Source organism: Paenibacillus selenitireducens (genome assembly GCF_002021565.1).
Classification (GTDB): Bacteria; Bacillota; Bacilli; order Paenibacillales; family Paenibacillaceae; genus Paenibacillus_K; species Paenibacillus_K selenitireducens.
Genome location: NZ_MSZX01000005.1, coordinates 158,345 through 178,347, shown reverse-complemented (window position 1 = coordinate 178,347; position 20,003 = coordinate 158,345). Strand labels below are relative to the sequence as shown.

Here is a 20,003-nt window from a genome sequence, read left to right as displayed (position 1 = left end):
ACGATCATCCATTGCAGCAGCGCTATACTTCTATTGTATAACGCTCAGTTCGTTCTGTACTAGAATAATACCGGTTGTTCCAAATCTAGCATGATATTACGAATAAATGTTTTCCGATGCATAGGCGTTGGGCCTAGCTCTGCAATCTTTTCTCGATGCAGCTTCGTCCCGTACCCTTTATGTATCGCAATGCCGTACGTTGGATACATCGCGTCCCATTCTTCCACGCACAGTCGGTCTCTCGTTACCTTCGCTAAGATCGAAGCGGCTGCAATCGATTGACTTCGCGCATCCCCTTTGATGAGTGCCAGCTGCGGCAAATCGCAATCTATTTTTTCTGCGTCTACCAATAGAAAATCAGGATGAACCTGGAGTTGTTCCACCGCTTGCTTCATCGCCAGACGTGCCGCCTGTTTAATATTAATCCGATCAATGATCTCTGCGTCAATTCGCACGACAGCATAAGCTACCGCTTGCGCGATAATGACGTCATATAACGCATCGCGTTTTTTCTCAGATAATTTCTTGGAATCATTGATCCCATCAATTTCAAGTCCTTGGGGTAAGATCACCGCGGCTGCGACAACATCGCCAAACATACACCCGCGCCCCACCTCATCAATTCCGGCAATTGCGCGATACTGCTCTGCTGCATATTGCCGTTCGAATGCTAACATATCTTCCATCAAGAACACCTCATATCTTCCATCAACTCTAACTCTATCAATCCATTTCTCTCATTTTAACACAAAAAAACGCCCTAGGAACTGAATCTCCCGGACGACTTATCGGTGAATTTCTCCAATTGAAGCCATGTTGGCGCTTATTAAAAAGAGAGCTTACCCGGATTTCTCAATTTCCTTTTGCCTTTTTACAGACTGCTTTGCGAGGACAATCCGTGCGATTCTGACTTCGATAGTCGGAGAAAAATTTTATCATTACTCTCTCCGTCTTCTACTTACTCTCATGCGATTTGCACATTGAAGCCAGATTTTAAGTTGCCCATTTCGCATATGGTCTTCTTTCATTCTGCGGGAAAATGCTTTCTTAGAAACCCCTTTATATTTTTGTATAAAATTTGTTTCTAAATCATTTATTACCATCATTATTGTGTAAAGTTATTATACAATAGTCATATTATTTATCATTATATTTGAGAGAATTATACATGATTTGAGCAATAATCTTTCCGCCGGTCATAAAGTGGCGTTCTTTCTATATATATTTTCTTACATATGGGGGTGGGCACAGTGCCCAAAAATGAGAAAGTATCCATGTCATGGTTGCTGCGATATTTGAGCCCGGTCAAAGGTCGGCTGATGATTTTGCTCATCATGCTGTTCGTGTCGACAGGGATACAGCTCCTGAATCCGCAGATTGTCAAACGCTTCATTGATACGGCAGCTGGTGGCGGGGTATTAGCTAGTCTGATTCAGCTCGCGGGGTTATTCCTGATTGTTGCTGTAGTAAACCAACTGATTACAGTGGCTGTCAGTTATCTCGGAAACGACATTTCGTGGCGTGCAACGAACCGGCTTCGCGGGGATCTCCTGAAGCATTGCTTGCGGCTGGATATGCGGTTTCATAATCTGAAAATGCCTGGCGAGATGATCGAGCGGGTAGATGGTGATGTCACAAGCATTTCGAACTTTTTCGCGATGTTTATCGTGCAGGTCATCGGGAGTTTTGTGCTGCTGGCTGGAATTTTAGGGTTTATGTTTACCGTAAACTTGCCGATCGCCATCGTGATGACGGTATTTACGCTGGTGTCGATCATGTTCATGGTGTTCATCCGCAATCTGGGTGTCAATTCATCCAAAAAAGAACGTGAAGCCAGCGCTTCCCTGTTCGGATTGATTGAAGAGCGTATTGCAGGGATCGAGGATGTGCAGGCCAACGGTAATGTGCCTTATGTGATGAATCGGTTTCATCGCATGATGCGCGCCGTGTTCCTGAAAGGAAGAAAAGCTTGGATGCTCCGGGTCGTTCCATGGAACACCACGGTTATCCTGTTTGCCCTTGCGGTTACCGCCGCGCTGTTATTAGGGGTTCGTTATTATTTGCGCGGTGAGATTAGCCTTGGAACACTTTTCCTCATTTATCAATATACACAGATGCTGAATGACCCGATTGAGAGGCTGGGTGACCAGGTGCAGGAGTTTCAAAAAGCGAAATCTGGCATGCTTCGTTCCAGAGAGCTGCTATCGAACCGCAGCGAGATTGTGGACGGAGAGCAGGATCATCTTCCTGCGGGAGCGCTGGATCTGGAGTTCAAGGGAGTCAACTTCAGCTACAACGAGGATAAACCGGTGTTAAAAGACATTAATTTTACAGTTAAACCAGGGGAACGTCTTGGCATTATCGGACGCACCGGCAGCGGGAAGTCAAGTCTTAGCCGGGCCCTGCTTCGCCTGTACAATATCGACAGTGGGGTTATCCGCGTGGGCGGTACGGATATCACGAAGTTGAAGCTTCCGGCGCTTTATCGCCGGGTTGGCATGGTTACGCAGGATGTACAGCTGTTTGATGGTTCACTACGTGACAATCTGACATTGTTTGATAGCTGTGTGTCCGATGAATTTGTGTTGGAAACAACGGAGCGGCTGGGACTGCGGCAGTGGATCGATGCGCAGCCGGAAGGACTAGATACCCATCTGTCTACAGGCGGGGCGTCCTTGTCCGCAGGGGAAGCACAGCTGTTTGCGTTAACTCGAGTATTTTTGACACAGCCAAGTTTGGTGATTCTAGATGAGCCATCTTCACGCCTGGATGCGGCAACAGAAACGATGCTGCAGGTGGCGGTCGATCAGCTGATGAGTCGTTGTACAGGGATCATTATTGCGCACCGGCTGGCCACGCTGGAGCAAGTGGATAAGATTATGGTGCTGGGTGATGGCCGAATATTGGAATTTGGAGCACGGGAAGAACTGGCTCAAGATCCGGATTCGCATTATGCCAGACTGCTGATGATGGGCAGTGAGGAGGAATTGGCATGACGATCACTGGTTTTATAGGGCGCTTATTCCGCTTTAGACCTTCATTGTTTTTAGTTAACGGCTTGTTATGGTGTATATTTCACTCCCTACCGCTATTGATTGGACTCGGGATGCAGTGGTTCTTTGACCGTGCCACAGCGAATTCCACTGATTATTTGTGGCTGGCTGTACCGTTGATCTTCATCGCTGCCGTAAGGGTTATAAGAGTTGGGACATTTTTTGCGGCATTTTACCAGTGGATAACGTATATCTATCACATTCAGGCTATTCTACGAACGAATATGCTGGCAGGCATTATGCGCTGGCCAGGACGGAATCTGCCGGCTTCACCAGGCGAGGCGATGAGCCGCTTCCGCGATGATGTGGATGAGGTTGTTGAGTATGTGGAATCCTGGGTGGATTTCTGGGGAAAGGTCGTTTTTACACTAGTTTCCGTTGTCATTATGGCGAGCATTAACTGGAAGATCATGCTGGTCGCTGTTTTGCCATTTGTGGTTGTAACGCTGCTTAACAATCTATCTGGCAACAGAGCTCGTCGTTACGGGCAGAAAAACCGTGAGGCAACCGGACGCATTACCAGCTTTATCGCGGAAACCTTTGGGGCGGTTCAAGCTTTGAAGCTGGGGCAGGCTGAGGATCATGTTCATGAGCGTTTTACGAAGCTGAACGAAGAACGCCGCCAGGCAGCGCTAAAGGATAATCTGTTCAAGCAGTGGATGAAATCACTTAACCAGCATGTGCTTAGTATCTGTACAGGGCTGATCCTTCTGATGTGTGCTGCTGAGATGCAGGCTGGGCATTTTACAGTTGGAGATTTTGCACTCTTTACGGCATATCTGGCAAACATCGGCTACAGTATTTCACTATTTGGTTATATGGTATTTCAGCACAAACGGCTGAAGGTATCCTTTGATCGGATGCGGACATTGTTCCGCCCGGGTGAGGAGGACAGGATCATTGAGGCACGGGAAACTTATCTCAATGAGGACCCTCCAGAGCTAACTGCGATCAACAGAGATCCGAAAGAGAAGCTCAGCGAGCTTGAAGTCAGCAACTTATCGTATCAATATCCAAATTCAGAAAATGGCATATCGGATATCAATTTCCGGCTGGAACGCGGCAAATTCCTTGTTATCACTGGGCGTATCGGTTCTGGTAAATCGACGCTTGTTCGGACACTGCTTGGACTGCTGCCCAAACAAGAGGGGGCGATTCGCTGGAACGGAGAAGTGGTTGATCCGGCTACCTTCCTAATGCCTCCTCGCGCTGCATACACGCCGCAGGTTCCTCGTTTGTTCAGCGATACTTTGCGAGAGAATATCGTGCAAGGGAAAAAAGACCGTGCTGAAGAAGTCTTGGAACGAGCCATTCGTTTGGCCGTCATGGAAAAGGACATTGAGGATCTGGAGCAAGGGCTGGAAACGTTCGTAGGACCTAGAGGCGTCATGCTGTCTGGAGGACAGATTCAGCGCGCAGCCACTGCACGGATGTTGATAACGGGGGCTGATTTGTTCATCTTCGACGATCTATCCAGTGCGCTGGATGTGGAGACGGAGCAGCAGATTTGGGATGGAATATTCAAAGAACGTGACGTTACTTGTATTGCGGTATCTCACCGCAGGGCAGCTCTTGCAAAGGCAGATCATATCATCGTGATGAAGGACGGCCGGATCGAAGCGGAAGGCAGCTTATCTGAGCTGCTCGCGACTAGTGAAGAGATGCAACTGCTGTGGCAAGGAGAGCAATCCCCTGTGAAGGTCTATGCCAATTGTACGGACTAACTTGCTTCCTCTTCATGGCTGATAGTGATGATCTTCAAGTGAATGAAAACTACCTCTAACGCGGACGCTCATCTTCGAGTGGCCAAGGTTAGAGGTAGTTGAGGTTTTACTCATAAATGTAACATGAAAATAACGACCGTCACCGTAATAATACTTAAAATCGTCGATACGAACACCGATTGGGAAGCAAATTGCTGTTCATTATCAAATTCCACGGCAAGTAGGGCACTGCTTAGTGACGTAGGTACTGCTGAAGATACGATCAGCGCGGAAGCCATCAGCGCATCTAGGTCCATTGCCCATACAATTAGTGCAGCTAGCACGGGACCAAGTACAAGACGCAATACGGCTGAGATACTCACATCCGCCATCAATATGCGATCTACGCGCCACTCCATGTTGCCTAGTTGTACCCCTAGTGTCGTCAGTGCCGTTCCGATAAATGCATTCGACAAATACACAATCGGCGTATCGATGAACTGTGGAATCGGAACCTGAAATCCCCTCATGAGAAAGGCAACCGGAATCACGTACAGAATCGGCATCGAAGCAATGGTTCGCCAAATCTGTTTCATATCCGCTTTATGCGCGTTCACAGTGTATACACCGTATGTATTCGGAATTAAGGATTGCATCATCATGATGATAACCTGAACGGACAATGTGTAAGGATTGCTTGCGAACGCCAATTGGTTTAATGGAATCCCGTAATTCGCGCTATTATAGAAGAGCACGCTGTTACGCATTGCGCCGACCATCCCTTGCTTATACCCACGCAGTCGAATGACCACTTCCACACAGATATACTGCGCCACCATGAATATGACGAAAAATAAAAGAACCTGCCCGATCAATTGAGCCGATATATCCGTTGTATAGAGTAGATTAAAAATCATCGCTGGTGAAAACAAATAGAAATTCAACTTCGACAGCGTCTTAATATCCAGCTTAAAAGCCCGCTGCAACCCAATGCCAATGCCGATCATGACGCTCATCGGAAGGACATTATTCAATAAAATATGAAAAAATATTCCCATCGCGGCATCTGCTCTTTCTATCATCTAGGTACTTTCTTCCATTTGATTGTACCAGATTCTGCCGCGCTGGGAATATCCTTTTTTTAAGACCACTTATGGATTGGTCTTCAACGATTCACGATAATCCGATCTAGATGGTACATCACGATTCTCCAGATCTCATCGCTATCCAATCGTTCTGGATTCAACACGCAATGGACCACAAGCCCATCCACTAATGCGTGAAGACGTTTCGTTTCCTGTTCCGCATCTATATCCTCCGGCGTGAGTTTCATTTTCACCAGCATGTCGATCATTTTGCGAAATCCATCATACAGCGATCCATGGACTTCCTGACTGAGTTCTTTTAACGCAGCGTCTACCTGTGCTCGCACCGAAAAAGCCAGCCAGACCTCGGCTTCTGCCCTACGCTCCTCATCTAGAGGCATAAGTTCACGAATAACGATTTCGATATCATGCCGGGGATTGCCATTAAAAGCTAATTTCATAATGCGTTGATTGACCCTGTCGGACACCATTTGCATGGAAAAAGCAAGCAGCTCGGACTGTGTCACGAAATAATGCCGCAGCGATCCTAGCGACATGCCAGCTTCCTCTGCAACACGACGTACAGACACTCCTTCCAACCCTTCCCTGCGTATAACACGCCAAGCTGCTTCTGCAAGTAGCTCCCGACGTTGATCATGATTCACAATTTTAGGCATATTTTTAGTATATCACTATTGTCTTTTTTAATACAGTCATGCTAAAATAAATTCATTCTTAATAATACATGTGTATTAAAAAACATTTTAAGGGAGAATGCCTGTTGATTACTGCTTTTATTATTGGTTGTGAGATTGGTTTTTGGTTATTTGTCCTTGCGGGTTTATTCAGTCGATATATCCTGCGGATGAAGAAGCTTGGAGCCTGGTTGCTATTCTGTACGCCTGTTGTCGACTTAGCGTTATTGATTGCCACGATTATTGATTTAAGAAGCGGGAAAGAAGCGACTTTTATTCATGGACTCGCCGCGATCTATATCGGGGTATCCATCGCCTTCGGACATCGAATGATTCAATGGGCCGATCAACGATTTGCCTATTTATTTGCGAAAGGTCCTGAACCGACCAAAAAACCGAAATACGGTGCAGAACATGCTCGCTATGAAAGAATCGGATGGCTGCATCATTTCTTGGCCTGGGTGGTAGGGTGTGTCCTATTACTAGGGGTCATCTGGATGGTTCAGGATGCAGGGAAAACGGAAGCCCTCGTGAAGGTAATACGGGTCTGGTCACTTGTCCTTGGTATCGATTTTCTGATTAGCTTTAGCTACACCTTATTCCCGCGTAAGTCCAAAGAAACACTATAATTCTACGTAAAACGTACAAAAAAAACGTGCCCTTCAATGAAGGAGCACGTTTTATCTTTTATAGCATGAAGGATAATGGAACTTCCATGGAAATCCGTCCTAATTTACCAGCGCGAAGTTCGCGAAGAATAATGCCGGAGGCTTTTTCGAGATCTACGCGTCCGCCGCTAACGATGCAGCCCCGCTTCCGTCCGATCTCCTCCATCACCTCGACCACTTCATCCGGTGTATCGAAATTCTCAGGTTTCTTGGATAGATCAAATCGTTCTTGGAGCGTATCCCAATAATACTGGGTCAAATATTTCACCGCATAGAATGCAACCTCTGCGATATCAATGACCTGTTCTTTAATGGCACCCGTCACGGCTAATCGATACCCTACTTCCTGATCCTCAAATTTCGGCCACAGAATCCCCGGTGTATCCAGCAGCTCCATTTCCTTGCCGATCTTAATCCATTGCTGTCCTTTGGTCACACCTGGGCGATCCCCTGTCGCTGCAATCGCTTTACCAGCCAGCTTGTTAATCAAGGTGGATTTACCGACATTCGGAATACCCACAATTAATCCGCGAATCGCTCGTGGATTAATCCCTTTACTAATTTGCTTCTGAATTTTATCGTGGAACAGAACCTTTGCTTGCGCAGGAATATCTTGAACACGTGTACCTGTGGCAGCATCGACCGGAAAGGCCAAAATGCCTTTATTTTTAAAATACGTTACCCATTTTTCCGTCACCGCAGGGTCCGCTAAATCGGCTTTATTCAACACGATCATACGCGGTTTCCCTTGTAAAATTTCATCAATCATCGGATTGCGGCTAGACAGCGGAAGACGGGCGTCCAATAGCTCAATCACGACATCAATGAGCTTTAACTTTTCCTGGATCTCTCGGCGCGCTCGCGTCATATGTCCAGGGAACCATTGGATCGTCACAATCTTTCACCTACCTTAGTGGTTTACAATCGTAATATCGTTCAGCGGCCAGAATACAAGTTCAGCACGGCCAACGACTTCTTTCAGGTCTACATACCCGATCATGCGGCTATCGGTACTGTTACGGCGGTTATCCCCCATCACGAAGATATGTCCTTCAGGTACCTTATCTTCTGTCACTTCGCTATTTGGAAAATCACGAAGATTATTATATGGCTCACCTTTGGCCTGATATTCATCAATTTGCGATTGAATGTAGCCTTCGCTTATTTTCTTACCATTTACGTATACATCGTCGCCTTGAACTTTCACCGTATCACCAGCGACCGCAATTACGCGTTTGATGTAATCCCGTTTCTCTTGCGGAACATGAAATACAACAACTTCACCCGGCTTTGGCGCACGGAAATCGTATAAGAACTTATTCACAATGACGCGTTCGCCCGTATGAAAATTCGGTTGCATGGATGGGCCGTCCACCATGAAGGGAGCGAATACCAACCAACGAATAACTACTACTAATACTACGGCAATTGCAATTGCCTTGACCCATTCGATCGCTTCATTCTTCAGCTTGCTGTTCGCAGGCTGCTGTTGCGAATCGTTTGGCTCTGACACATCCCCATTTAAATCCGTTTGATTCGTCATCGTATTCCCTCCTTATATTACATTCCCTATTTCAAAGCGTTTCCATACCGCTAGAAATGCGAAAGGAGCTTGTTAAACAAGCCCCTTGGTCTTACATTAACGAATTTCTTTAATTCTCGCTGCTTTACCGCGAAGATTACGAAGATAATAAAGCTTCGCACGACGCACTTTACCACGGCGAGCCACTTCGATTTTCTCGATTTTCGGGGAATGAAGTGGGAAAGTTCTTTCCACACCAACACCGTAAGAAATTTTACGAACTGTAAAAGTCTCACTGATGCCACCACCACGACGCTTAATTACAACACCTTCGAAAAGCTGGATACGCTCACGAGATCCCTCGATAACTTTTACATGTACTTTCAAAGTATCACCAGGACGAAAGTTCGGTAAATCTTTACGAAGTTGTTCTTGAGTAATCAATTGTACGATATTCATCTATGACTCCCTCCTTCCACTCAGGTGTTCATACGTCTCAGGGAGCTTAGCTCCGCATCATCGTTCGTAGAGGACCACCGAATTCACACAAAGACCATTTTAACATGCTTTCTTCGAAATTACAAGTTTACTTTCAGAAAAAATCTATGAATATTGCAAAAGAATTTCATCCACCCGTTTGGTAACAAATGCTATAATACAACGACAAACATTGTAATTCACGAAACCAGGAAAGTAGGAAGCATATGGAGAATAAGGGACAGTCTTCATGGAAAAGACCTGGAATGAAGTTAGATCGAATCTCTCTCAAATTATCTATTATAATTCTTATTTCTATCATGTTCATTTCTTCGCTCACGGGTATCGCCATTTACTACCAAACCAAACAAACAATCGTGCATGACATTGAGAACACATTAACGAGCAAAAGTACGCTAATTGCCCAGAAGATCAGCTCTTTATTTCAGGAATACGGAACTTTGGTTGAGCAAATGACTACCAATCAAGATATGATTCAATTTCTGCAAAGTGCTGATCGCCGTTCTGATATAACCCAAGATCTCCATTATGAGGATGCGATGAATGCGCTAAATGCCATTGCGGCTTCCAACCAGCGACTGTCTCTTGTCTGGATTGCGAGCGAGAAAGGCAATTTCTATATTGGTAGCGGATTCAAACACTCGTCGCCGGATTATTCCCTTACCACGAGAGAATGGTACAAGGAAGCGCGTTCCTCAAAAGAGATTTCCTACAGTCGACCATATATTGATGCAGCATCAGGAAAATGGGTCATCAGTATTATTTATCCGATTATTTATGGTTCAGAACCGATCGGATATGTAGCGGCAGATATCCTGCTAGAATCGTTCCCTCAAATCATGGGGTCCTATCAATCGAATAGTTCAGGATATTCTTTCCTTATAGATGCAGATGGTCAAATTATTTACCACCCTGAGCCTCGGTACACGATGATTAGCAAATTCCCTGCATCCGAGACGGGCTTAGAGAGCATTATTGCAAAAATGAAGGATCAGCTTACCGGCGTTGAGTGCATTCAGACCTCCGCTGGCGAAGAATATATCAGTTACGCACCGATTTCACTTACGAATTGGTCGGTAGCTGTTAGTACCCCTTCTAAAGGTCCGATGTCGCAACTTAAAAATTACTCCAGCACGATTTTTCTATATTCCAGCATAGGCATTCTCGTGACGGTAGTCGTGACCTATCTATTATTAGCGTATTATTTAAAAAGATTCCCCTTCTTATCGAATGTTATACAGAAGTTCGTTACTGGCGAAGCCATCATTAATCAGAATGATTATGCCATCATTGTTGTGGACCCCAACTTTAAAATCACCTATTTTAGCAAGACTGCCGAAAAAATGTTGGGGTATTCTTCAGAAGAGATCATTCGCAAAGAAAATCTTATGCTCTTACAAGACATGGATGATATTAAGAAATACGCTGCCCAGATCTCCGAACGCATAGGCAAAACGGTTCAGCCTGACTTATCTCTATTTCGCTACATGTTCCCGGATGATCAGACGTCTTATGATCTAGAAGCCAATTACCGGCATAAAGACGGAACGCGGATTCCCGTCTCCGTCAACGTGAATAAGATGCTGGATCATAACGGCAAAATCATTGGCTATATTCGAATATGCCGCGATATTTCCGAATCCAAACGCAATCAATCTGAATTGCTGCAAGCCAAAAAAGCGGCAGAGAATGCCAATAAAGCCAAAAGCGCATTTCTAGCCACGGTCAGCCATGAATTACGTACACCGCTTAGCGGCATCATTGGACTCACGCAGCTGATCCAGAAGACAGAGCTAACACCCGTCCAGCAAGATTATGTCAACAAAATCTCATCATCATCACAGACGTTATTACAGATCATTAATGAAATCCTCGATTTCTCCAAGGTAGAAGCCGGAAAAATTGACTTGGAGGAAACCAACATTCATTTATATCAATTATTTCATAACTTATCAGACACCGTAAGCATCCTGCAGTCCAAAAAAGAACTGGACGTGATGATTGATCTCCCCCATGACTGGCCCCAATACGTCGTGGGCGATCCTTTACGTATGGAGCAAGTTCTATTGAATTTGATCAGCAACGCCATTAAATTTACGAATAAAGGTACCGTCACCATTCATGCCGAAACCGTCCGTCAAACATCTGACACGCTTGAAATTCGCTTTTCCATTACAGATACAGGTATTGGTATATCTGAACAACAGCAGCTTTATCTATTTGAGCCGTTTATGCAAGCGGATAGCTCAATAAGCCGTAAATACGGTGGGACAGGCCTTGGATTGGTTATTGCCAAAAAGCTGGTCGAGGTGATGCAAGGAAATTTGGAGGTTCATAGTACCGTCGGCGTGGGAAGCACCTTCTTCTTCACCATTCCCTTTCGTCTCACGCCGCAATCCTCTACAGGTTCCTTACAACCCAAGGCTTCACTGCAAGGTCATCCTATTCTTGTTGTGGAAGATCATGATGAAATGCGCTCGCATCTGGAACGTATGCTACGAGCGCTTGAGCTTGATGTCCAGTGTATTCACTCCTGGAAAAAAGCTGAGCAAATCCTTCGGCATGAAAATACACGGGCAGAGATCCTTATGTTAGACATGGAATGTTACGATATGTATGGCGAGGAGACGTGGATACGGATGCACAGCCTTGCCCGACAAAAAGGTCTTGTCATCGTTCCGATGACTACGGCTTTGGGGCGGGACGCCATTCTATCTTTGCCCGAGCAATACCAACCGCACGCAATCTTATTAAAGCCATTCCATATTCGCTCGCTCGAATGTGCGATCCGAAATCTATTCGAACATGAACAACCAATAGAGCGAATACCTTTCACTGAAATCGAGACAGCGGTTACGCAAGAAAAGCCTTATCGCATTTTATTGGCGGAAGATCATGAAATCAATCAACAAATTGCGATCGAACTCTTGGAGAGCCGAGGGTATTCTGTCGGTATTGCGTCTGATGGATACGAAGTGTTAACGCTGCTTAATTCCTTCGAATGGGATCTCATCCTGATGGATATTCATATGCCTGACATGGATGGACTGGAAGCCACCAAACGCATTCGAAGCCGAGCAGGTTACGAACGTTTGCCGATCATTGCTATGACCGCAAATATCTTTCAAAAAGATCAGAAGACCTATCTCGAAGCCGGGATGAATGACGTTATCATGAAGCCCATCGATGTGCAGCAGATGTATTCCACCATCTCGAAGTGGCTAGCACCACAAGATGCAGATCGATCCCTGTTGCTTACCAACGAGTTACAGCATTCGAGCCCATTTCAAATGTTGAAGCATTATGGGATTCATGTCGAGGAAGCCATCTACCGTTTGAATAATAAGATACATATTTTTACCCGGATGCTAACGACTTTTCGTCGAGATAACGAACATTTTATGGAACGATTCCTCGATGTGCTGGATCTTGAAGATAAGACGACCGCCATGCGCATGATACATACATTGAAGGGCACGGCTGGGAATTTGTCCGTGCAAAGATTATTTGATGCAGCCACGCAATTGGAACAATCCATGCAGCATGGCATCGATATCCATGATCCGATATTTCTTGTGCAGCTAGAAGATTTACAGACGGAATTATCTCATGTATTGTTCGCCTTGAAGCACTTTATGGAACACCAGATCGTAGAGTCCTCTACCAACTAATCTAACAATGAACGGAATAAAAAAAACAACACGGTGAAAAGTATCCTCACTGTGTTGTCTCTTTTATTCTGGATGCACATTAAATTTGTATCCCACACCCCATACTGTTTTAATAAATTTCGGTTCTTTGGGATTTTCTTCGATTTTTTTCCGCAAATTCGCAATGTGAACGTCGATCGCACGGTCTGTCACGAAGGAATCAAACCCGCGCAGAGTATTGATTAATTCTTCTCTCGTATATACCTTGCCTTGGTTCGCACAGAATAATTTCATGATCTCAAACTCAGAGAATGTTGTCTCTACATAACGTTGATTCACATATAGTGATCTTCGTTCGGAATCCAGTACAATAATTTCCGCCATTTCCGAAGTTACATCTCGATGATCCCGTTGCAATACTAATTGTTCATACAAATGCGTTCTTCGAATATTTGCGTTTATCCTTGCGGTAAGCTCTCGCATACTAAACGGTTTACTTAGAAAATCATCCGCACCCGCCTGCAGAGCATTTATTCTATCAGATACTTCCATCTTCATCGATACGACGATGATTGGAGCCAATGTAGCCGACCTCAATTTGCTGCATAATTCAATGCCATTCATGTCTGGCAATACCAAATCTAGCAAAACGACATCGGGACGAAAGCGTTCCAACTCAAGTAATCCCTCCAGCCCACTGTCGGTTCTTTTTACTGAGTAGCCCTCTTCTGATAAGTACATCGTCATCATCTCACCAATCATATTATCGTCTTCGATAATAAGTACTTTATCCATGGAGAAGTTCACCCTTAATAACAAAATTTAACAAATTTGTGCATAATTTTTAACACAAATCTTATACTTATTTAAAATTTAAACTAATTTCTGTTCCCAATATACTATATTCCGACAAAATCGTCTATCTAAATGAAAGTGTTAGGAAACTGTTAGGATACAAAAAAACAGCCATAAGCATCAATAGCTTATTGATGCCTAAGGTCTGTTGGAGCAAGAGGTTCAATTATGCTTGTAACTTGAAATTGGATACCATCTCATTTAATTCTTCCGCTAATCGTGCCAGTTCCTGACTTGAACTTGCGGTCTGCTGCGCTGCTGCCGCAGATTCATGGCTAACCACAGAGATGCTCTCGATGGAATGCAGCATCTCCTGCGTTTGTGCTGCCTGTTCTTCGCTAGCTGCTGCAATCTCTGTCACTTGTCGCGCCATGTCTACGACCTGATCGAGAATCTTATTGAAATTGTGACCTGTCTGCTCCGTCAGCACAACCGCCCCATTCACAGAATGCACACTTTGCTCCATATTTTGCTGCATTCCTTTGATGATTCCAGCAATTCTCTTCGTCGCTTCGCCACTTCGTTCAGCAAGCTTGCGAACTTCACCAGCGACAACGGAAAAGCCTTTGCCGTGTTCCCCAGCTCTTGCTGCTTCAATGGCAGCATTTAACGCCAATAAGTTCGTCTGTCTTGCAATCTCGTCGATCACTTCGATGATTTCTCCGATTTGTTCCGATTCTTGTTGTAACCGTGAGACTTGATTAGAAAGATGATTCATCGCTTGAACAGATTCCTTAACATCCTGTCCACCTTGGATGGCATTCTGCTGCGTTAGATCGGACAATTCTGCGGCCATCTCCGCATTTTGGGCTACGACATTGATCGCCATCGAATGTTCTTTGAACAGTTCATTCACAGCATGTACGGTTGTCGATTGTTCAACACCGCCGGCTGCGATTTCCTCGGTTGTAGCAGATATTTCTTGCGAAGCTGCGGCAACATTCTGTGAGGACATGATGATTCGTCCCACGAGATCTTTTAAATTCTCGACCATCGCATTCGAAGACATCGTTAATTCATCGACTTCATCTTTACCTCGCATATGGAATTGCAAAGGACTTACGGACAGATCCCCACTTGCAATTTTATTTAATTGGCCAGCAATCATTTTTAACGGTCTTGAAATATGTCTCGAGAAGTAAAGAATAATCACAATACCTAGAACCAGACTGATCGCGAATGTGAGTACAATTTTCATAGCAATTTCTTTGGCACCTTCATTGAAACTGGACATGTAAGATCCTGCTGATACGATCCAACCCCAATGCGGCGATTGCTCCGAATATGTGATCTTCTGCTCCACTTCTTCGGAATTAGGCAAATTATATTCAAAATAGGAGTAACCGCCCCCTGCCTTGGCTGCTTCAATTTGTTCTCTTACGAAAAATTCGCCGTTGGCAGAGGTTGCATCCCACATCTCTTTCCCTTCAATCGTAGGATGGCCGAGCGCTTTCCCTTTTGTATCTAGAATAAAAAGATAACCGTATTTTCCTAGATTAAATTGCTCCGTAATCGGACGTGTACCATCAGCTTGTTTAGGACCTAGGATGGTCTTCTTCACTTGCTCTTGTGCTTGTTCAATGGTAAGCGTTCCCTCTTCAACCTCCTTATTTAACACGTCGATAAGTGCGATGGCCATATGCGCATTATTCTTGAGGTTAATCATTCCCGCTTCATCCAACCGCTTTTTGGATATATTGTACGCTGTTAATCCTGTAAAAAAGGTGGGTACCGTTAATAGCAGTACGGATATCACGATTAATTTAACGCTGATTCTGACCTTCATCTTCTCTGTTGTCCCCTTCCATTTCTCGCCGCGCCGATGTAGACATGATCATTGCCATTAAAACAGGCCCTCACAATGACCCCACCACTTCATCGACTCCTAACACTTTGTAAACATGAAACCTGCTATACGATGTGTTCATCCCTCCAATTTCATACGGAAAAACGTGATTCACTTCACCTTGCTTCCTAGCTGTTCAGTAAAACGGCCCACGTCTAATTCATCTGAGATCCAATTATGCTGTCGAATATGTTCAAAAAGCACGAACAACGGCTGTATCGAAATGGAGTCTATTGGTCCTACCAGCCAAGTGTGACGTAATAATAGCAAATAATCTGTTGCATGATATAGAATACTCGTCAATGCTGTGTCCACCGCGATTTGACCCTTCCTCATATATTCTAGGATCTCTCCCATCCCATACGTGAGGTGAACGAGTGGTTTGTACCCCATGGACTTTGAACATTCATAAAGTGTATGTGTTGCTTGCACAAGCATTTGAATACCTGCGTCTTGATTCTGACATAAATCTAAGTTCAACAATTCCGCTTGGATCACTTGAATCTGTTGATCAAATTCATCTGTATACCCATGGACATATTCGTTGACATAAGAGGGCAAAGGCATGCTGCTAATAACTCCCTAAACTTAATAAATAGCTCGCCATCACCGAAGTCCTTCATCTTAGGAAATATCTAGGCAACTTCCAAATATAATTTTGTTCCATCCTTGTATTTAAATATCGCTACCTGGCCGCACAGGTCAATCGACATAATACAACGCCATTTCTTGCGAAACATAAAATCATATTGATACTCAATCATTTTGTATTCCAAAGATGATAGGTCTACGTTTGCATGATAACGGAATACTGGTACGCGCTTCTGACAGAAATCTAACATCATCGGCTTCACTCTGCTCACTCCATCCCAATAATACCTTCTATCATACTAAACGCGAATTAAACGATTATAAGCTAAGTATTAGATTACTGTTTAATATTTTCATAGAATACTAACTTGCATGAAAGATTGAACGCATAAATGTAAAAAAACACCTCCCAGTCAAATAACTGGAAAGTGTTTCCTAGAAAAAAACTCAATATTTCGTTTCGTTAAGGTTGTTCGTTCAATATGTCTTGGAGCCATTTCTTTTCTTTCTTATTTAACTCCACACGCTCGAGTAAATCAGGTCTACGGGCAACCGTCCGACGTAAAGACTGCTGCTTACGCCACTCCTCCACCTTGGCATGATGCCCAGATAGAAGGATGTCAGGTACTTTCCAGCCTCTAAATTCAGCAGGCCGGGTGTAATGCGGATACTCCAGCAGCCCCGTACTGAATGAATCCGTCACCGCGGATGTTTCATTGCCAAGGACACCGGGTAGAAGTCTCGCTACACTGTCTATAATGACCATAGCAGGCAATTCGCCGCCCGTAAGTACATAATCACCAACCGAGAGTTCGTCGGTCACGAGGTGCTCCCGGATTCGTTCATCATAGCCCTCATAATGCCCGCAGATAAATATCAAATGTTCTTCCTTCGCCAGCTCTTCGGCCTTCGCTTGTGTGAAGGTCTCCCCTTGAGGGCACATGAGGATCACGCGAGGGCGCGGCGCATCCGGTTCTAATAATGATTCTACCGCCCCAAAGATCGGTTCTGCTTGGAGTACCATCCCGCCCCCTCCGCCATAAGGATAATCATCCACGGTGTTATGCTTATTGTTCGAGAACTCACGGAAATTTACCGTATTTAATTCAATAAGCTGTTTCTCTTTGGCTTTACCTAGAATACTGCTATTGAATACCCCTTCGAACATCTCCGGAAAAAGGGTAAGGACATCCATACGCATGTTACAGCAACCCTTCCATGATATGCACTCGAATCACCTTATCGGTGATATTAATATCCAGAATCACTTCGTCGATGACAGGCAATAATACATCGCCGCCCTTTTTGCGCTTCACAACCCATACATCATTCGCTCCCGGACTCAGAATCTCATGGATCACCCCAAGCTCTTCTCCTTCATCCGTCACGACCTGACACCCAATAATATCACTGTAGTAATATTCGTCCTCATCTAAAGCTTCGCGGTCAGATTCCGAGACCTTCAAAAGCCAGCCCTTATACTTCTCAACTTCATTAATATTGTTAAATCCACTGAATTTAATCACAAACATATTTTTTTGCGAACGCGAGCTTTCCACCTCAACGGGGATCGTTTGCTGCGTATCTGCATGGTGCATAAATAATTTGCTCTTCTTTTGAAAACGTTCCTCCGGGAAATCCGTATGTGCGACGACTTTCAGCTCACCCCGAATTCCATGCGTATTCACAATCGTTCCCACTGTAAACAATTTCTCAGTCATGCGAACCTCCTAAATTGGTCATCATCTATGTGTAAACATGTTCTCGTCTATTGAAAACAAGTATGCTCTTCTATCTAAGTATTTATTTTTACTTGTCCTTATATTGTTGTACGAAAAAAGGCTGGGACATTCATCCCAACCCCTTCATCGTTGTCCTTAAGAGACAATATCAACGGTTACCCGTTTATTGACTTTCACTGCTGCAGATGTGACCACGGTACGAAGTGCTTTGGCGATCCGTCCTTGCTTACCGATGACTTTCCCAACATCGTCAGGATTCACCGTTAACTCGTAGACAATGACATGTTCCTTCTCCACAACCTCGACGTGAACATCCTCCGGATGATCGACTAAAGCCTTAGCAATAACTTTTACTAAATCTTCCATACGATTTCCTCCGTATCAACAGCTTATTTCTGTTGCTTAAGCTCATGGAACTTAGTCATTACGCCCGCTTTGCTAAGCAAGTTGCGAACAGTATCAGAAGCTTGAGCACCCGTTTGAAGCCATTTTAATGCTTTTTCTTCGTCGATGTTTACAACTGCTGGTTGTGCAACCGGGTTGTAGAAACCGATTTCCTCGATGAAACGTCCATCACGAGGAGAACGAGAATCAGAAACAACGACACGATAAGAAGGAGCTTTATGAGCACCCATGCGTTTTAGACGAATACGAACTGCCACGAAATTCACCTCCCTAAATTAATTAACAAGTACATTTTAGAACCATTATCTAAATGGTCTCATACCGCCTTTTCCAGCTTGCTTCTTTAAGTTCTTCATCATTTTGGCGCCTTTACCGCCGCCGCCCATCATGTCTGAGAACTGTTTCATCATGCGACGCATATCATCGAATTGCTTGATGAGGCGGTTCACATCGGTTAATGTCGTTCCGCTCCCCGCTGCAATCCGCTTACGACGGCTATGATTGATAAGATCTGGCTCATTACGTTCTCTCGCAGTCATGGAGTGCACAATGGCTTCAATCCGACCCATTTGCTTCTCATCGACTTTCAGATCTTTCATTTGTTTCACTTTGCCCATGCCTGGGATCATGTCTAGAATCTGATCCAACGGACCCAGCTTCTTCACTTGCTGCATTTGCTCAAGGAAATCATCGAACGTAAAGGATGCATCGCGCATCTTGCGTTCCATTTCCTTCGCCTTCTCAGCATCGATATTGGACTGTGCTTTCTCAATTAAGGAGAGCATATCGCCCATACCCAGAATCCGCGATGCCATCCGCTCCGGATGGAATGGCTCGAGTGCATCAATCTTTTCGCCAAGAGCCGCGAACTTGATCGGGCATCCTGTAACAGCTTTAACGGAAATTGCAGCACCACCGCGTGTATCTCCATCCAGCTTCGTTAACACAACCCCTGTCAATTCAAGCTGCTTATTGAAGCTGTCCGCAACATTCACGGCATCCTGCCCTGTCATCGCATCGACAACCAGCAAGACTTCATCCGGTTTCACCGTCGCATGAATCTGCTTCAACTCTTCCATAAGCTGCTCATCAATATGCAGGCGGCCTGCTGTATCGATAATCACATAGTCCAAACCATTGTCTTTCGCATGTTCAACGGCTTGACGAGCAATTTCAACCGGGCTTGTCTGATCACCTAACGTGAAGACAGGAACTTTAATCTGCTCACCCAAAACTTGAAGCTGCTTAATCGCTGCCGGACGATAAATATCGCCTGCTACCATTAATGGTCTATGATTCTGCTTCTGAAGCAATTTCGCAAGCTTAGCGCTTGTCGTCGTCTTACCGGCCCCTTGCAAACCTGCCATCATGATCACTGTCGGCGGTTTGTTGGCTTTGGCAAGCTTGGCATTCGTTCCGCCCATCAAGTCCGTTAATTCTTTATTAACGATGTCGATAATGACCATGCCTGGCGTGAAGCTCTTCTCTACTTCCTGACCTAGTGCACGCTCTTTCACCTTGGCGATGAACTCTTTCACGACTTTAAAGTTCACATCGGCTTCTAGTAAAGCTAAGCGAACCTCGCGCATCGCTTCGTTCAAATCTTCCTCGGAAACCTTACCTTTACCGCGTAATTTACTGAATACGCTCGATAATCGATTCGTTAATCCTTCAAATGCCAATCAAGTCA

Annotated in this window: 19 protein-coding genes; 4 read left to right on the top strand and 15 right to left on the bottom strand. The window is 44.8% G+C overall.

Annotation, left to right across the window (positions count from 1 at the left end; all coding sequences use genetic code 11):
- Positions 1-59: 59 nt before the first annotated feature.
- Positions 60-686, bottom strand: coding sequence for a ribonuclease HII (locus BVG16_RS14080; RefSeq protein ID WP_078499309.1), 627 nt, complete (start codon positions 684-686; stop codon positions 60-62).
- A gap of 564 nt (positions 687-1,250) precedes the next feature.
- On the opposite strand from BVG16_RS14080, the gene BVG16_RS14075 reads away from it, so the two are divergent.
- Positions 1,251-2,996, top strand: coding sequence for an ABC transporter ATP-binding protein (locus BVG16_RS14075; RefSeq protein WP_078499308.1), 1,746 nt, complete (start codon positions 1,251-1,253; stop codon positions 2,994-2,996).
- Complete coding sequence (locus tag BVG16_RS14070; protein WP_078499307.1) at positions 2,993-4,777, top strand: ABC transporter ATP-binding protein; 1,785 nt, start codon at positions 2,993-2,995, stop codon at positions 4,775-4,777. Before BVG16_RS14075 ends, BVG16_RS14070 begins: the two co-directional genes overlap by 4 nt.
- Before the next feature lie 110 nt (positions 4,778-4,887).
- Here BVG16_RS14070 and BVG16_RS14065 read toward each other — a convergent pair whose 3' ends face one another.
- A complete protein-coding gene (locus BVG16_RS14065) occupies positions 4,888-5,814 on the bottom strand; it encodes an AEC family transporter (protein ID WP_078499593.1) in 927 nt (308 codons plus the stop codon).
- Between the two features lie 107 nt (positions 5,815-5,921).
- Entirely contained in the window at positions 5,922-6,518 is a 597-nt protein-coding gene (locus BVG16_RS14060; RefSeq protein WP_078499306.1) for a TetR/AcrR family transcriptional regulator, read from the bottom strand.
- 104 nt (positions 6,519-6,622) lie between these two features.
- Between BVG16_RS14060 and BVG16_RS14055 the strand changes: the two genes are divergently transcribed.
- Positions 6,623-7,165 carry a hypothetical protein gene (locus BVG16_RS14055; RefSeq protein WP_078499305.1) on the top strand — a complete coding sequence of 181 codons (543 nt, stop codon included), beginning with the start codon at positions 6,623-6,625 and terminating at the stop codon, positions 7,163-7,165.
- Between the two features lie 58 nt (positions 7,166-7,223).
- Here the strand turns inward: BVG16_RS14055 and ylqF are convergent, their stop codons facing one another.
- From ylqF to rplS, 3 genes are all read right to left on the bottom strand, one after another.
- On the bottom strand, positions 7,224-8,099 hold the full coding sequence (gene ylqF, locus BVG16_RS14050) for a ribosome biogenesis GTPase YlqF (protein WP_078499304.1): 876 nt from the start codon (positions 8,097-8,099) through the stop codon (positions 7,224-7,226).
- A 15-nt stretch (positions 8,100-8,114) separates the two neighbouring features.
- Positions 8,115-8,747: a signal peptidase I gene (gene lepB, locus BVG16_RS14045; protein WP_078499303.1), complete on the bottom strand. Its 633-nt coding sequence runs from the start codon at positions 8,745-8,747 to the stop codon at positions 8,115-8,117.
- A 96-nt stretch (positions 8,748-8,843) separates the two neighbouring features.
- Complete coding sequence (gene rplS / locus BVG16_RS14040) at positions 8,844-9,185, bottom strand: 50S ribosomal protein L19 (RefSeq protein WP_078499302.1); 342 nt, start codon at positions 9,183-9,185, stop codon at positions 8,844-8,846.
- 284 nt (positions 9,186-9,469) lie between these two features.
- Between rplS and BVG16_RS14035 the strand changes: the two genes are divergently transcribed.
- Entirely contained in the window at positions 9,470-12,895 is a 3,426-nt protein-coding gene (locus tag BVG16_RS14035; protein WP_158081697.1) for a response regulator, read from the top strand.
- A gap of 63 nt (positions 12,896-12,958) precedes the next feature.
- Here the strand turns inward: BVG16_RS14035 and BVG16_RS14030 are convergent, their stop codons facing one another.
- From BVG16_RS14030 to ffh, 9 genes are all read right to left on the bottom strand, one after another.
- Positions 12,959-13,669 (bottom strand): response regulator transcription factor, encoded by a 711-nt coding sequence (locus BVG16_RS14030; RefSeq protein ID WP_078499300.1) that lies wholly within the window; start codon positions 13,667-13,669, stop codon positions 12,959-12,961.
- Between the two features lie 226 nt (positions 13,670-13,895).
- Positions 13,896-15,515 carry a methyl-accepting chemotaxis protein gene (locus BVG16_RS14025; protein WP_078499299.1) on the bottom strand — a complete coding sequence of 540 codons (1,620 nt, stop codon included), beginning with the start codon at positions 15,513-15,515 and terminating at the stop codon, positions 13,896-13,898.
- A gap of 171 nt (positions 15,516-15,686) precedes the next feature.
- Positions 15,687-16,142, bottom strand: a complete 456-nt coding sequence (locus tag BVG16_RS14020) for a hypothetical protein (protein WP_078499298.1) — start codon at positions 16,140-16,142, stop codon at positions 15,687-15,689.
- A 68-nt stretch (positions 16,143-16,210) separates the two neighbouring features.
- Positions 16,211-16,429: a hypothetical protein gene (locus tag BVG16_RS14015; RefSeq protein WP_408635337.1), complete on the bottom strand. Its 219-nt coding sequence runs from the start codon at positions 16,427-16,429 to the stop codon at positions 16,211-16,213.
- A 200-nt stretch (positions 16,430-16,629) separates the two neighbouring features.
- Positions 16,630-17,367: a tRNA (guanosine(37)-N1)-methyltransferase TrmD gene (gene trmD / locus BVG16_RS14010; RefSeq protein WP_078499297.1), complete on the bottom strand. Its 738-nt coding sequence runs from the start codon at positions 17,365-17,367 to the stop codon at positions 16,630-16,632.
- Position 17,368: 1 nt separating this feature from the next.
- Positions 17,369-17,887 carry a ribosome maturation factor RimM gene (rimM, locus tag BVG16_RS14005; RefSeq protein ID WP_078499296.1) on the bottom strand — a complete coding sequence of 173 codons (519 nt, stop codon included), beginning with the start codon at positions 17,885-17,887 and terminating at the stop codon, positions 17,369-17,371.
- 156 nt (positions 17,888-18,043) lie between these two features.
- On the bottom strand, positions 18,044-18,274 hold the full coding sequence (locus BVG16_RS14000) for a KH domain-containing protein (protein WP_078499295.1): 231 nt from the start codon (positions 18,272-18,274) through the stop codon (positions 18,044-18,046).
- Between the two features lie 23 nt (positions 18,275-18,297).
- Positions 18,298-18,570: a 30S ribosomal protein S16 gene (gene rpsP / locus BVG16_RS13995; protein WP_078499294.1), complete on the bottom strand. Its 273-nt coding sequence runs from the start codon at positions 18,568-18,570 to the stop codon at positions 18,298-18,300.
- Positions 18,571-18,615: 45 nt separating this feature from the next.
- On the bottom strand, positions 18,616-19,995 hold the full coding sequence (ffh, locus tag BVG16_RS13990) for a signal recognition particle protein (RefSeq protein ID WP_078499293.1): 1,380 nt from the start codon (positions 19,993-19,995) through the stop codon (positions 18,616-18,618).
- Positions 19,996-20,003 lie beyond the last annotated feature (8 nt).

Excerpts from the sequence above, each read along its gene's own strand:
- BVG16_RS14025 (WP_078499299.1), bottom strand. The coding sequence starts at position 15,515 with ATGAAGGTCAGAATCAGCGTTAAATTAATCGTGATATCCGTACTGCTA.
- rimM (WP_078499296.1), bottom strand. The coding sequence starts at position 17,887 with ATGACTGAGAAATTGTTTACAGTGGGAACGATTGTGAATACGCATGGA.
- BVG16_RS14070 (WP_078499307.1), top strand. The coding sequence starts at position 2,993 with ATGACGATCACTGGTTTTATAGGGCGCTTATTCCGCTTTAGACCTTCA.
- trmD (WP_078499297.1), bottom strand. The coding sequence starts at position 17,367 with ATGCGTATGGATGTCCTTACCCTTTTTCCGGAGATGTTCGAAGGGGTA.
- lepB (WP_078499303.1), bottom strand. The coding sequence starts at position 8,747 with ATGACGAATCAAACGGATTTAAATGGGGATGTGTCAGAGCCAAACGAT.
- BVG16_RS14030 (WP_078499300.1), bottom strand. The coding sequence starts at position 13,669 with ATGGATAAAGTACTTATTATCGAAGACGATAATATGATTGGTGAGATG.
- BVG16_RS14000 (WP_078499295.1), bottom strand. The coding sequence starts at position 18,274 with ATGGAAGATTTAGTAAAAGTTATTGCTAAGGCTTTAGTCGATCATCCG.
- BVG16_RS14035 (WP_158081697.1), top strand. The coding sequence starts at position 9,470 with ATGAAGTTAGATCGAATCTCTCTCAAATTATCTATTATAATTCTTATT.
- BVG16_RS14080 (WP_078499309.1), bottom strand. The coding sequence starts at position 686 with ATGGAAGATATGTTAGCATTCGAACGGCAATATGCAGCAGAGCAGTAT.
- rplS (WP_078499302.1), bottom strand. The coding sequence starts at position 9,185 with ATGAATATCGTACAATTGATTACTCAAGAACAACTTCGTAAAGATTTA.
- BVG16_RS14020 (WP_078499298.1), bottom strand. The coding sequence starts at position 16,142 with ATGCCTTTGCCCTCTTATGTCAACGAATATGTCCATGGGTATACAGAT.
- BVG16_RS14060 (WP_078499306.1), bottom strand. The coding sequence starts at position 6,518 with ATGCCTAAAATTGTGAATCATGATCAACGTCGGGAGCTACTTGCAGAA.
- BVG16_RS14065 (WP_078499593.1), bottom strand. The coding sequence starts at position 5,814 with ATGGGAATATTTTTTCATATTTTATTGAATAATGTCCTTCCGATGAGC.